At 38.7% G+C, this 15,048-nt stretch carries 9 protein-coding genes and 1 pseudogene; 7 read left to right on the forward strand and 3 right to left on the reverse strand.

What is annotated here, in order from left to right; translation table 11 throughout:
• The first annotated feature begins 192 nt into the window (after positions 1–192).
• Complete coding sequence (locus AT15_RS06325) at positions 193–891, forward strand: nucleotidyltransferase domain-containing protein (RefSeq protein WP_068347580.1); 699 nt, start codon at positions 193–195, stop codon at positions 889–891.
• Between the two features lie 186 nt (positions 892–1,077).
• Entirely contained in the window at positions 1,078–2,340 is a 1,263-nt protein-coding gene (locus AT15_RS06330; RefSeq protein ID WP_068347582.1) for an L-lactate MFS transporter, read from the forward strand.
• A gap of 167 nt (positions 2,341–2,507) precedes the next feature.
• On the opposite strand, the gene AT15_RS06335 is transcribed toward AT15_RS06330, so the two are convergent.
• A complete protein-coding gene (locus tag AT15_RS06335; protein ID WP_068347583.1) occupies positions 2,508–3,254 on the reverse strand; it encodes a hypothetical protein in 747 nt (248 codons plus the stop codon).
• A gap of 99 nt (positions 3,255–3,353) precedes the next feature.
• Positions 3,354–3,944, reverse strand: a pseudogene (locus AT15_RS10115) (hypothetical protein).
• Between the two features lie 470 nt (positions 3,945–4,414).
• Here AT15_RS10115 and AT15_RS06350 point away from each other — a divergent pair.
• Both AT15_RS06350 and AT15_RS06355 read left to right on the forward strand, forming a co-directional pair.
• Positions 4,415–4,882, forward strand: a complete 468-nt coding sequence (locus AT15_RS06350; RefSeq protein WP_068347620.1) for a flavodoxin domain-containing protein — start codon at positions 4,415–4,417, stop codon at positions 4,880–4,882.
• Between the two features lie 195 nt (positions 4,883–5,077).
• Positions 5,078–6,442 (forward strand): MATE family efflux transporter, encoded by a 1,365-nt coding sequence (locus tag AT15_RS06355; protein ID WP_068347590.1) that lies wholly within the window; start codon positions 5,078–5,080, stop codon positions 6,440–6,442.
• Positions 6,443–6,696: 254 nt separating this feature from the next.
• Here the strand turns inward: AT15_RS06355 and AT15_RS06360 are convergent, their stop codons facing one another.
• Positions 6,697–7,626 (reverse strand): abortive infection family protein, encoded by a 930-nt coding sequence (locus AT15_RS06360; protein WP_068347592.1) that lies wholly within the window; start codon positions 7,624–7,626, stop codon positions 6,697–6,699.
• A 312-nt stretch (positions 7,627–7,938) separates the two neighbouring features.
• On the opposite strand from AT15_RS06360, the gene brxF reads away from it, so the two are divergent.
• From brxF to AT15_RS06375, 3 genes are all read left to right on the forward strand, one after another.
• Positions 7,939–8,418, forward strand: coding sequence for a BREX-3 system P-loop-containing protein BrxF (gene brxF / locus AT15_RS06365; RefSeq protein WP_068347594.1), 480 nt, complete (start codon positions 7,939–7,941; stop codon positions 8,416–8,418).
• A 75-nt stretch (positions 8,419–8,493) separates the two neighbouring features.
• Positions 8,494–12,213 carry a DUF6079 family protein gene (locus AT15_RS06370; RefSeq protein ID WP_068347596.1) on the forward strand — a complete coding sequence of 1,240 codons (3,720 nt, stop codon included), beginning with the start codon at positions 8,494–8,496 and terminating at the stop codon, positions 12,211–12,213.
• A gap of 1 nt (position 12,214) precedes the next feature.
• Positions 12,215–15,046 carry a DNA methyltransferase gene (locus tag AT15_RS06375; protein ID WP_068347598.1) on the forward strand — a complete coding sequence of 944 codons (2,832 nt, stop codon included), beginning with the start codon at positions 12,215–12,217 and terminating at the stop codon, positions 15,044–15,046.
• Positions 15,047–15,048: the final 2 nt, after the last annotated feature.

The following is a 15,048-nucleotide window of genomic DNA, read 5'->3' on the forward strand; positions in this document are numbered from 1 at the left end:
TTCAATGACCTATATTTCCCTTTTTCCTCTAAGTGCATAGTTTGGGCAATATAATTCTCATTTCAACCAACAATAGAATCAACCCTCTTTTACTGAAAATCCAAATTGTGAGATTTAAAAAAGCGGCTGTTTAAATTTTTTCATGCAGATATCAGTGATACAATTTATAAAACACAGTTACAGGAGGAAAAGATGGAAGCCATAAAAATTGCTGAAGAATTCATTGAAAAATATTATCCCGATTGTCTTGTAGTTTTTCTATCGGGTAGCGTTGTAAGAGGCGAAGAAACACCAACTTCAGACCTTGATATTGTCGTCATTTTAAAACCGGGAGAAAAGTATCACCGCCGCTCCTTCATCTTCAGTCGCAAGCCAATTGAAGTCTTTGCCAATACCGAGGAGTCTATCGAAAAATTCTTCAAGTTTGATATCGCTGATAAAGAACCGTCATTACCTCAAATGTGTTCCGAAGGAATAATCATTAGAGACACGCACGGGCTCGGTGAAAGAATTAAAGGACATGCTCGTGAATTGCTTGCACAAGGCCCCGGCAAACTTTCAAAAAAAGAAATCGACGACTATCGATACAGCATTACAGATCTTCTTGATGATCTTTCCGGCTCAACAAAGAGAGAAGAATCGATCTTTATAGTTGAAAGATTGGTAAATGATGCGGTGAAGCTGTACCTTCTGGCCAACGGCCAATGGATAGGAAAGGGAAAGTGGTTGTACCGCGCGTTGAAATCCTTCGATCCCAATCTGGCTAAAGAATTGGTAACCGCAATGGAGCTTTTCTTTAATCACAATAATACTTCTGCTGTTATAGAACTCGTTGATAGAATTCTTACTCCTTTTGGCGGCAGATTATTCGAAGGCTATTACAGAGATTGAATTTTGACATTATTAATCTCCAATCTCATTTAAATACATGGCAATTGCGCCTTTTCCCATTTCTTTGCCTATTAATGTTAAAATTTAAGAGACACCACTAAAAGAAACCCCGGGCAATAACATGGCAAATAGCGGTTATAAATAAACTCTTTTAATGCTATCGTGGCAGAATCAGGAGGAGAAACTATGGATGACAGGATGCAATTGGACATAAAGCAATACGATAAACATTTAACCAGCAGATGGAAAGTCCCTTTTGGAGGATTTTTGCTTGCGTTAATGGGAGGGGTTTCCTACTCATGGGGCGTATTCATAATTCCATTGATGGAAAAATATAATTGGTCAAAAGCCCAGGCGACATTGCCATTTACCGTTTTCATGGTTGTGTTTGCAATTGTCATGGTCCCTGCCGGAAGGTTTCAAGACAAGGCCGGGCCTAGAAAAGCTTCTATGTATGGTTCCGTGCTATTTTTTCTTGCATATGGATTAGCATCTTTAATTGACCGAATCCCTTCTCTTTGGTGGCTGGTTATAACTTATGGGGTAATTGGCGGTATAGCATGTGGATTAACTTACGCCAGCGTTGCTCCTCCAGTGAGGAAATGGTTTCCAGACAAGCCCGGGCTCGCTGTTTCATTAGCAGTGATGGGCTTTGGCCTATCCGCTTTGCTCTTTGCACCCCTTAAAGTGGATTACCTGATACCTCTTTTTGGAATTAACGGTACTTTTCTAATTCTGGCCATCATGACTTCTACCCTTTCCTTTGTTGGAGCCTGGTTGGTGAAAAACCCGCCTGATGGGTGGAACCCTCTGAGCAAAAAAGCTAAAAGTAAAAGGCCGAAAAGAAGGGTGGTAGTAAAAGGGGAACTTACACCAAGAGAAATGCTCAAAACTCCTGTGTTTTGGCTTATATGGATAACTTTCGCACTGGTGATTGCAGGGGGATTCATATCTCTTGGATTAATTACATCTTATGGCCAGAAAACCCTCGGCTTAATTCCACTGGAAGCTGCGATAGCGACTTCTATATTCGCGGGTTTTAATGGTTTTGGCAGGCCGGTTGCAGGATATCTCGGCGACAGATTAGGGATTTTATGGGTTATGAACATCGTCTATGTTGTTCAAGCAATGATCCTTATATTCTTCCCTGCTTTTGTACTGGACCAGCTTTCATTGTATATTGCTGCCGCCTTTTTAGGATTGGGATTTGCAGCAACATTGGCTCTTTTCCCTACGCTAACCTCCATTTGCTTTGGAACAAAACACTTAGGTACCAACTACGGATTGGTATTCACTGCCTTTGGAATAGGTGCTGTTGCACCTGTGGTCGGTTCGTGGTTATTCGATATCACAGGTAGTTTTACCCCTGCGTTTATTTCTGCAGGCATAATGTCGGCAATAGGTATGATTCTGACTTTGACTCTTAAAAAGAAATATGCGCTACATTAGCTCTCCCTGTATTAAATTGCTGGGATTTTTCCTTTATGTGCAGCATAGCAGCAAAATGAGAAAAACAGAAACAGACCTAGGAGGATGAATCCGCAAAATTCCAGAAATATGTGTAATGTTAATCCACTATTTTATGTCGATGATTATTCCTCCGGATGGCCTTATCTCTATTTGGCCCGGATTTTCATATCCAGGAATAAGAACTCCCAAAACATAACCATAAATATACTCATATTTATTGGTTCTGAAACCATGAGTTTGGCCCAATACAAAGTTGTTGTAGCTTCAATGGTTGGAAGATTTATATCAGCATCATACTGTACCCAACCATCGTCAAGGTAAGTTACATCAGAATATTCATTGAAATAGTCCTGAAAAAAAGGATTTGTTGGGAACTGATCTAAGGAATATCTAATCCATGTCGCCCAATTAGCTAAATCAACAGATAAATATTCTGGAACCTTTATCTTTGATCTAAAATGTATTTGCTCACCACTGTACGCAAATGTAGCTGTCTCTGATATATCGTATTCAAAGGGTTCTATTATTACTGTGGCTGTTGCGAATTCATTTGGTTTAACTTCGACATTTGATGCTCTTCCAGCACCTGTTGTGACGTAAGATTCTTTAAGAGTGAAAACATCTAAAGTGTAAGTGCCAGTAGGAATTTGTACCTTGATCTCGTTAATACCAGGTTCTACATCTTTGCCAAGACAAATGTTATCTGAATCATTCCAGATTCTCAAATAAACTTTGGTTGTATCTGGAGGAATTGTCAGGTAATTAAAACCTGGAACACTTTCAGGAATATTAATTCTTATAAAAACTACACCATATTCTCTTGGATGAGTAGAACAAGATACCATAAGAAAAATAGAAATCAAAAATGCAAGAACCAAAACTTCTTTTTTCATTGTATCCCCCCTTTTTTTAAAAAACTTTTCTACCAAATTAATTATAATGATTTATAATATTTGATTTTTTGTTGCATCAAGCTCAAACTATGTACTTAGTTAAATGAACCCAGAAAGAGATGGGGAAAAGGCTTTAGGGTTACTGACAAACAAAATAAACACAGCAAAGAGGGCTTTTTCCAGATGATATAGTTCTACTTGCTGCTCAACGAATTCCCTAAATCCAATTTGGTCTTTGACATTCAAATAGTATCTCGCTATCATCATGGCTGTGAAGTGGAGAGCTACAAGTTCGGCGTCCCTCTCAGTAGAACGCTGTGAATAAACCTGTGTTTTCAAGCCCAATAGGCCTTTCGTGTGTTTACTGATATAAGCTGGTCTGTGAAATCATTCTTTGCTAACAAGTAGAAAGAGCAACCCACTCTTGATATACAGTATAGATGAGATAAGCGAGATACTGTTTATTACTTTCTCTGCTGTAGAAGAGTAATACTTGCCAAGGTTCTCTATCTTTGAGCCATATCTCTCAATAACAGTCTCGTCCAATATGATGTATTTAGATTTAAACCCATTATGAGACACGGCAAGACCTTTAGTGTAATCGAGCAGTAGTGTTTTGTGCTCAGACCTGGGGAAAGAAATCTCTTCACACATAGAATTTAGAAGTTGTGGTAGCTTAGTTGCAGGCATGGGAAACCTCCATTTGTTGTGTTTGGCTTTACAACTAATCTAATGGGTTCCCATGCCTTTTCTAATGACTTATCTTTTCCTCTTATCTTCTAAGTGCATAGTTTGAAAATTGGTGTATGTAACAAATCATTTGGATTATATTAATTATAGCACATTCAAAACAAAACAGCAAAATCATGAAAAATGCATAAACAAGAAAATGGAGACAAACTTTTCTTCTTTGATCTGTCTCTGTTTATTAATTGTGCATCTTTCAAGGGATATCTGCCTAATGTGTATCGAAATCTTCTATTGCGTTCATTAATTACCGTAAATTCCCCATATTCTCACCACGGCTGTATTTGTGAAATCCCAAAGCTAAGAGCCTTCATACCTTTTACAGTTGATACATCTGTGAATGATGATCCCCTGTGGTGCTATCATTGTTGATGGGTAAAACTGAAAGGGTGCTCGAAAGGAGGGAAAAAGCAATGAAAGAAAAGAGAATAATGATAGCTTATATTTCAAAGCATAGGGGCAATACATATAAGATTGCAAAGGTTATTTCAAATGAATTGGGAGCTGAGATCAAAAAAGCAGAAGAGGTAGCCCCAGAAGAATTGTTGAACTACGATCTAATCGGTTTAGGTTCCGGGATCTACGCTTTTGGCATGCATGGAAAGATCAAGAAATTGCTTAAAAAGAGCGGCAATGGAAACGGCAAGAAGGTTTTTCTAATTTCCACTTCTGGCGATCCGAATGGTTCGAAATATCATAAAGGGGTTAAAAAGATCCTTGAAAAGAAGAATTTCAAACTTGTTGGAGAATTTAATTGCCCGGGAGCCTATTATCCCTGGTTGCTTTTTGGGAAAAAGGGAATAAATGCCGACAGGCCAAATTCAGAAGATATTGAAAAGGCAAAAGAATTCGCAAGGGAAATTATGGAAAAATGGATATAATGATCTGCATCATAAACGCTGACCCATTTGCTGTCTGTTGACCATTCCAGTAGTTGTTTTTGGGTATCTTACCGCTCAGGCATTCTTTCTGAAGCGTGCCAACCTCAATATCTTCAATTTGATTGCATGTTAGAATTTAATACTGAGAAATTCAAATACATACCGGCGTATCGGTTGGATAAAAGGAGATAATTTATGGCGAGAGACCTTACGAAAGGAAATCTTTTCAAAGGGCTTCTCGCCCTTTCTTTGCCCACAATGGTGGGCTTTTCCGCACAAAGCATCTATGATCTTGTTGACATGTTCTGGATAGGCAGAATTTCCGCGGAAGCAATTGCGGGGGTTACCGTTCTGTCGACAGTTTTCTGGACAGTTGAGGCTTTGAATGAAATTATAGGTGTAAGCTCCATTTCGTTAATATCTCAAAACTTTGGAAGAAAAGACATAGAGCGCACCCACAGGGCCATAGAGCAGACAATCACCTTCAAGGCTTTTGTTGCCGTTATCGCTGCTGTTTTTCTTGCTATATTCTTAAAACCAGCGCTTGGTTTGTTTTCTAAAGACAAAGCTGTTCTTGATGCAGCGCTTGACTATGGATATATAAGGATCTTTTTCCTGCCGGTAATGTTCTCTTCCTTTTCGGTGAATACCGCTCTCCGATGCACCGGTGATGCCAGGACACCTATGATTATCATGGTTCTAAGTAGTATCCTCAACATAATCCTTGACCCAATACTCATGTTCGACAAAGTTCCCTTTATAAACCTCCCCGGTTTTGGCCTTGGGGTATTTGGCGCGGCGCTTGCCACCGTTATAACCCAAACCATTGCCTTCCTTGCAGGTTTCTACATTATATTCAGCGGCAAACATGGAATCAAGCCTTCATTGAAAGGGTTGTTGCGGCTGGATAAGGATATAGATAGAAAACTCATGACAATAGGGCTTCCCAATGGCATTGAGGCACTCTTACGGAGCCTGTCCGGGGTTGTCGTGATGATGTTTGTTTCTGTTTTTGGCACAGCTGCCCTGGCCACTTCGGGAATTTCCTTCAGAATTTTGAACTTCGCCTTTATACCCCTTATCGGCATAAGTATGGGAGGTTCTACCATTGTTGGGCAAAATCTTGGGGCGAGATACAAATCACGAGCAATAAAAGCAACAAAGATCGCAGCAGCTTTTGGCTTTTCACTCATGGTAGCTTTTTACATATTCCTTTTGTTCTTCTCGGCTTCAGTGATAGCAGTTTTTACTAACGATCCAGAAGTTATAGACCTTGGAAGGAAGCTTCTCATTATTGGGACAGCCGGGATGCCTTTAATAGGAATGAGCTTTGGGCTGAGTACCGGCTTTTCAGGGGCGGGGTATAATTTCCCTTTTCTGATAGGAAGCATTATATCTAACTGGGTTGTTCAGATTCCCTTCCTGTTTTTGGCTATAAATGTTCTGCATCTTGGAATTAATTGGGTCTGGGTTTCCTTCGTGACTGCCCAGGTATCTCAGGCTCTGGTTATGCTGATCTTCTATTTGCAAGGGAAATGGGTAAATAGAGAAGTGCGTTAGAAAATTCAATCACAAACTATGCCCTTAGAAGAAAAAGGCATGGAATCATCTATTATCCCGAATGTCATTAAGCATGTTCACTTTTCCCGGAAAGAACAGAAGAAATTCATTTTCAGTTATACTTCTGCCTATGAGTTCTTTGTTAATTCACAAGGTCCAAAAGTATTAGAAGTTTCGTCAATCCATATGCACTGGCACATATGGACAGGGGAATTATATAAGTAAGGTGCTCATTTTCCCTTTATCGTTTAAAACTAAAAGGGTAGGTTGGCCTCATCAGTATTGTTGTTGTCATTGTTCTGCGGAGTTTGTTTTTCTAAATATCTTTTTATCAGGTAATTTATTAATACTCCGGCAAGATTTACTGCAAGCTCTGCGAGAGAATATGGAGCGGTTTGTAGCATATCTCCTCTACCGTGTCCAGCACCTGGTTGTTCGTTTCTGATAATAGCCACAGACCTCAATATATTTTCTTCAAATGCTCTCAAAAAACCTTCAAAATATTCTGGTATTAGGCCACTTTCTATTATCTTCTTATATAATTCACCCGGTTTTGCTTTTTTTATGCCCAGGATATATTTTATAGTACTTTCGACCGCTAAATTTGCGTTTTGAATCACTCCCTCATAATCTTCATTTGCAAGATCAATCCGTGCTTTTTCAAACTCTTGTAAAGCTCCTAAAAATTTCATTTCATGAAGCAATTGATAAGATTTTCTCAAAATTTCTTCCTCTATATATTGCGAATCTACAGGGAAGATTTTCCCCTCAGCCATTCTCCAAGCTAAGTTACTTTCTTCCATAATCTGATTAAATTCTTTTTGAAAATATAGCTTTTTATCTTCTGATAAATTTTCATACAGCAACTCTATTGCGTCCAAAAGATAGGGCGGATAATTTCCTCTTAAAACAAAGCCTTTCAAATCAGTAGATACTACCGAGCCTTCTTCCTTTTCCGAATAAGCAAAAAGCTGTTCCAATCCGTGTTCTGACTTAATTCTCTCGGTTAAACGTTCTAATCTACTTGTCCAGTAACTCCATCCTGTTTCTGCTATTTCTCCCCATCTTTCATCATAATCTTCAAATAACTTCCAGATACGCATCCTAACACTTCGGGGGACGCTTACTTTTATTTTTCCCTCTTTTAATGCTTGCTGGCACCTTTTAGAGAACACCCGAGCCATATTTACTACCCCTTTCATTTCGTTTGTATAAAGTCAAGTTCTTTGACTCAGAGCGATCATAATAAATTTTCCAACCATTTGTCCGTAGTACCTGAAATATTCCTTTTTCAAATTATCCAGCTGCTTATTCTGTTTTATGAATTCATGGTTTGATTCAATTGTATTATTCTTTCTCAATTATTTAAAATTTTCATGTTACTTGTGACGTAATAAAGAAAAATCAATCTTCGCGAGCTGTTTACATTTTAAAATATAAGGCTAAAGATGTAAAATATTATATGAGAATGATGCTTTTGATTACAGGTGATCAGATTGAGTTATCAAATCAAATACGAATTGAAATACTTTATTCGAGAGCTGACGAATTCTAATCCAACAATACTTTATTTAATTGTTGGAAAACACGGTGCTGGAAAATCAAAAGCTTTGAAGAAAATATCAGAACAGCTTAATGAGTTTGTTGTAAATCTCAACATGGAGTTGAGTAAAGCACTCTTAGAAGTCCCGATAATGGACAGACCGTATCGCGCTATGAAATTTTTCGATAAGTTCCCTGAAATGGAGAATAATTTTTTGCTTCTGGATAATATTGAGCTTCTTTTTGAACCTGAATTAAAGCTTCACGCACTTTCGGCATTACGAAATATTGCTAGAAAAAAATCTGTTATTGCCACATGGCCTGGCGAGGTTATTAGAAATAAATTGTTGCACGCAAAAAGAGGACATTCGGAATATTTTGAAGGTTATTTAGAAGACGAAATTATTCTAATGTGCTCTTGTGAAGAAAGCTGAATTCGTGTTTTGCGAAACGTTGATGTGAACACAATAGCACAAGTTAAAATATATGAAAAAAAGGGGGGAGGGCAAGTGAAGTACGGTGATCTTATTCAATTTGACCCCGTGGAAACGGTAGCACAACTTAAAGATGCTAATGATAAGAACAAAGCTGCGAATTTTGTTTCTACATATGTTATCTCAAACCAAATGGCTGATAACCTTCGCAATGTGGTTTTTGAGAATCTTCAATTTGAAACCCCACGAGATAGCAAAGGCTTGATGATAGTTGGAAACTACGGAACAGGTAAATCACATTTGATGGCTGTCATTTCTTCCATTACAGAAGATTCTAGTTTTATCGATCTGCTGACAAATGATAGAGTCAAAGAAAGCGCTTCGAAAATAGCGGGGAAATTCAAAGTAATCCGAACAGAAATCGGTACTTCCACAATGTATCTCAGAGATATTATTTTCCGCGAACTAAAGGAAAACCTTGAAGAAATGGGTATTTACTTTAACTATCCCTCAATGAATCAGGTTGTGAACAATAAGGGAATATTAGAGGAAATGATGAGCCTTTTTAATGAGAAATATCCAGATCAAGGCCTTTTGATGGTTGTAGATGAACTACTCGACTATCTAAGGCATAGAAACGAGAAAGAGATAATTTTGGACATAAATTTTTTGAGAGAAATCGGGGAATTTTGTAAATCTTCAAGATTTCGATTTATTGCAGGTGTTCAGGAGACGCTTTTTGAGAACCCGAGGTTTGAATTTGTTTCGGATTCTCTAAGAAGGGTAAAGGACAGATTTGTTGAATTGCGCATAGTCAGGGAAGACATTGAGTATGTTACAGCAAATAGGCTGCTAAAGAAAAATTCAAAACAAAAAGCTCTCATTCGCGAACACCTACAAAAATTCACCAAGTTTTACAGCACCCTGAATGAGAACCTTGATAACTTTGTTGAGCTCTTTCCTATCCATCCGGCTTTCATAACGATGTTCGAAAAAGTCAAATTTGTAGAAAAAAGAGAAGTTTTACAAACAATTTCAAAAGTGATGCGAAAGGTTTTAGACAAAGAGATGCCGGAAGATGAACCGGGAATTATTTCTTTTGATAGTTACTGGGATTTTATAAAATCAAATGCGGCAAATAGAGCTGTTCCAGAGATAAGAGAAACAGAGGACAAGAGCGACGAATTGATGGTAAAAGTTGAAAGCAACATAAAAAGACCCTACCTTAAAAATGCCAAAAGAATTGTTAAAGCGCTTTCTGTTCACAGACTCAGTACCAGCGACATAAACACCAAACTCGGTCTTACCGTTACAGAATTGCGAGACAATCTGTGCATTTTCGATGTTAACGCAGAAATGGGTGGTGACCCACTAGATGATCTACACACGTATGTGGAAACAATTTTGAGAGAGATTATAAAAATAGTAAGTGGACAGTACGTATCCTACATAAAAGAAAATGGACAATATTATTTGGATCTGAACAAAACAATAGATTTCGATGCCCAAATTGAGAAAAAGGCCGAGGTGCTTGATAAAGGAACATTGAACAGATATTATTACGACATCCTGGCGAAATTGATGGAATGCTCAGACAAAACATATGTTCCTGGCTTCAAAATCTGGGAATATGAACTTCGCTGGTATGAGAAGAATACCACAAGACCGGGATATCTCTTCTTTGGTCAACCAAATGAACGTTCAACTGCGCAACCCCCAAGAGATTTTTATATATACTTTCTTCCAATATACAAAATCCACGACTTCAAAGATGAGGGCCGCGACGATGAGGTGTTTTTCAGTCTAAAAACCATAAGCGAAGAGTTCGAAAAAGATTTATTGAACTATGCCGCTGCAATGGAATTGGCCAAAACGGCCGGGATGTACAAATCCAGCTACGAGGACAAAGCAAGAAGCTTTCAAAGAACTCTAACAAGATGGTTGAATGAGCATTTTCTTGATTCTTTTGAAGTGACCTATCAAAAGAGAAAAAAGGATCTTCGCGAAGCCCTGAAAGAAGGTTCATTCATACATAAGTCTGATAATTTTAAGGAAACAGTTGATTATATTGCCTCAATGCTTTTCAACAATTATTTTGATGACACCGCAATTGGTTATCCTAAGTTTCCAATCCGCATAACTTCTCAAAACCGAATCCAAAATATAGAAAACACTCTCAAAGCAATCGCTCTGGGAAACTTTACAAAGCAAGCGAAAGACATTCTTTCAGCCTTCAATTTATTAGATGAATCTGGCAATTTAAATACGTCAAAATCGCCTTATATAAAATTCATACGTTCAAAGCTTCAAGAAAAGGGAGTCAACGAAGTTCTCAATACAAATGAGCTAATTGAAACAACTAAAGGGGGCGTGGAATATTTTGGCCCTTACCGTCTTGAACCTGAGTGGGTAGTGGTTCTATTAGCTGCCATGGTTTACATGGGCGAGATTGAAGTGTCCCTCGGTGCTGGTGAAACTATTGACGCCAGCAATGTGGAAAAGTTTGCAAAAATACCGTTGGAACAACTTTTGAATTTCAAAAATATAAAGCGCCCGAAAGGTTTACCCATTTTAGAACTCAAACATCTTTTTACCATTCTTGGTATAAACGCAGGTCAGGTTGAAGCGCTCAAAAACGATAAAAAACCTCCTGTTCAAAATATGCTGAGCAAGGCTCAAGAAAAAGTTGAAAGAATGGCTAAATTTCAATATGAAATCAGCCAGGGAATAACCTTCTGGTCAACGGCTCTTTTCGATGAAAAAACGCTTGAAGCACTCAAGAAAAAAGCAAAAGCACTAAATGAATTTTTCGATTCTCTCCAGAAATATCACACTGTTGGAAAATTGAAGAATTTCAAATATTCCGATGAGGAGCTCAGTAAAATTGAAAAAGACCTTAAAGAAGTATACAGTGTTGAAGAATTGCTTGATTTTATAAAGGACCTGAATCAAAAAGTGGGATATCTCGAAAGAGCAAAAGAATATGTTCCACTGGAGAGTGACTTGCACGATAAATTTGATGAAGCAAAAACCGAGACACTCGATAAGCTAAAAAATCTGAAAAAATTGACCCACCAAATCAAAGTCGAAATTCACGAAAAACTCGACAGTCTCAAAAAAGAATATATCAAGATATACAAAGAACTTCACAGGAAAGCAAGACTGAATGCCCATCAAGATGAGAGAAAACAGAAACTACGTAACGATATCAGACTCAAAGCTCTTAACTCGCTCGCCATGATAAAAATACTCCCAAATGCTGAATTGAACAAATTTACAGAAAAACTTGCCAATTTAAAAACCTGCTACTCTCTTATAGATGGCGACCTTGAAAGATCACCAATTTGTGAATCCTGTGGTTTCAAACCGACAAGCGAAAAAATTCAAGAAGGAGATATGGATATAGCCCTTGAATATCTCGATGAGGAACTCGATAAGCTCTTTAATAACTGGACAAATATACTTCTCGACAACCTCAGAGACCCGGTAGTGGAAGAAAATATGGGACTGCTTCACAAAGAACACCGAGAGCTTATCGAAGAGTTTTTATCGGAAGGAGAATTGACAAAAGAACTGATAAACAATCCAGAATTCACAAAAGTTGTTGCTGAAGCTTTGTCGGGGCTTGAAAAAGTCGAAATTACAACAGAACAGCTTGTTCAAAAACTCTTTGGGGATCACAGCCCGCTCACTCCACAGGAGATGAAAGAACGTTTTGAAAAATTTGTGCAAGATTTGCTAAAAGGAAAGGATTCTTCGAGGATAAGGATAGTTCTCGAGAAAGGTGGCAAATAAAATGAAAAACAGAAAGCTATTTGAAAATATCGAAACTGCCCCAAAGGATGAAAAAGTTGAATGCTTAGGCTTGACCTTTGAGAGTGACGAAGCACGAAGAGAATATTTCAGAGAGAAACTCCGGGAAAAGCTCAAAGACCCGGAGTTTAGAAAAATCGAAGGATTTCCCATTGGAGAAGATGAAGACATAATAAAACTTTCCGATCCACCCTATTACACTGCATGTCCCAATCCTTTTATAAGTGATTTCATAAAGCACTATGGCAAACCATACAATCCTGAAGAAAAATACTCCAGAGAACCATTCGCGGCAGATGTCAGCGAAGGCAAAAACGATCCCATCTACAATGCTCATTCCTATCACACCAAGGTTCCTCATAAAGCCATAATGAGATATATACTCCACTACACAGAACCCGGAGATATCGTCTTTGACGGTTTTTGTGGTACGGGAATGACGGGTGTTGCTGCCCAGATGTGCGGAGACAAAAAAACTGTTGAATCACTTGGCTATACAGTTCTTGAAGACGGAAAAATCTTAGACGAAAATGGGAAAGCTTTCTCGAAACTCGGAGCAAGATACGCCATCTTAAACGACCTCTCACCGGCAGCAACCTTCATCGCATATAACTACAATACACCCATAGATGCAGAAGCATTTGAAAGAGAAGCAAAAAGAATACTCGAAGAAGTCGAAGCCGAATGTGGCTGGATGTATCTAACCTTACACAATCCAACACCCGATCAGATACAAAAAGCCGTTGAAATGCTAAAAACAAAAGGAAAAGGATTCAAAGAAGATAATATTCTTCCGTGGGGAAAAATAAATTACACAGTATGGTCTGATGTCTTTACCTGCCCGGAATGCTCTGGTGAAGTTGTTTTTTGGGAAGCTGCCGTAGATAAAGATCAGGGTAAAGTGCTTACTGAATTTCAATGCCCGCATTGCGGTGCTACCCTTGTAAAAAGAAAGCTGGAAAGGGTAATGGAAACAAAGTATGATAAAGCAATAGGTCAAACGATAAAACAGGCAAAACAAATGCCTGTTCTTATAAATTACACCTTCAGAAAGAAACGCTTTGAAAAAACTCCTGATGATTTTGATCTGGCGTTAATTGAACACATCGAAACCAGCGATATACCTTACTGGTATCCAACTAACAGAGTTCCTAAAGGTGACAAAACTGGAGATCCGCTCAAATTAGGAATCACCCACGTCCACCATTTTTATACGAAGAGGAATCTGTGGGTATTGGCTTCGATTTTTTCTAAGATTAGTTCTCCAGAATTTCTACTCCTTTTCAATAGTCAGCTGATAAATATATCAAAATTAAATCGTTATAGACCTGGAGTGTCTTTTCCATACAATCCATTAAGTGGAACACTTTATATCGGTTCTCAAGTTTCTGAGTCGTCGGTGTTTACAGCTTATAGAAATAAAATAAAGAAACTTCAGAAAGCTTTTTCTGAAATTAAGGAAATAAATATTGTCAATGTTAGTTCCGCCGAAAATCAACAGTTATCAGAAGTTTCTGTTGATTACATCTTTACCGACCCACCTTTTGGCGGAAATCTTATGTACTCCGAGCTCAATTTTCTCTGGGAAGCATGGTTGAAGGTTTTTACAAACAACAAGCCCGAAGCGATAATAAACAAGGTTCAGCGAAAAGGCTTACTCGAATACCAGGAGCTTATGACACGCTGTTTCAAGGAATATTATCGCGTGCTGAAACCCGGGAGGTGGATGACCGTTGAATTCCACAACTCTCAAAACAGTGTCTGGAATGCCATCCAGGAAGCAATACAGCGAGCGGGATTTGTAATCGCAGATGTTAGCACTCTCGACAAGCACCAGGGGACCTTCAATCAAGTTACAAGCTCCGGAGCGGTGAAACAGGATCTTATCATTTCTGCTTATAAACCCAACGGCGGCCTTGAGGAACGGTTTGAGCTTGAAGCGGGAACTGAAGAAGGTGTCTGGGATTTTGTGAGGGAACATTTGAAAAGGCTACCGGTCTTTGTTGAAAAAAACGGAAGTGCCGAAATAATAGTTGAAAGAACTGACTATCTACTCTACGACAGAATGGTCGCTTTCCACATACAAAGAGGAAAAAGAGTTCCCTTGTCGGCGGCAGAGTTCTACAAAGGCCTTAGAGAAAGGTTCCCGGAAAGAGATGGTATGTTTTTCCTGCCTGATCAGGTAACCGAATATGATAGTAAGCGAATAAAGGTCAACGAATTAAGGCAGATTTCTATGTTTGTCACAGACGAAGAGTCAGCAATCCAGTGGCTCAGGCTTCAGTTGCAAAACAAACCTCAAACTTTTCAGGAACTTCAACCACAATTTATGCCTATATCCCGAAGTTGGGCTAAGCACGAGAAAGAAATGGAACTTTCGGAATTGCTGGAACAGAATTTCTTAAAATATGATGGCATCGGGCTCATTCCACAACAGATATGGTCGTGGATGTTGAAAAGCTCAACTTTGAGAGAAAGGATGGAGGGGCAAACACCGGAAACAGCAGATGCCTTTCTCAGAGAGAAAGCAAAAGATAGATGGTATGTTCCTGATCCCAACAGAGCTCAAGACCTTGAACGTCTTAGGGAAAAGACGCTTCTTAGAGAGTTTGAAGAATACAAAAAGCATCAAGGGAGAAAGCTCAGGGTTTTTAGAACAGAAGCAGTAAGAGCTGGATTCAAAAAAGCATGGAGCGAGAAAGATTATAAGACGATAATTGAAGTAGCAGATAAACTGCCGGATAAGATAATCCAGGAAGACCCCAAACTCTTAATGTATTACGACAACGCTTGCACACGCCTTGGTGAGGAATAAAC

Origin of the sequence: Kosmotoga arenicorallina S304, assembly GCF_001636545.1 — a bacterium.
GTDB classification, from domain to species: Bacteria; Thermotogota; Thermotogae; order Petrotogales; family Kosmotogaceae; genus Kosmotoga_B; species Kosmotoga_B arenicorallina.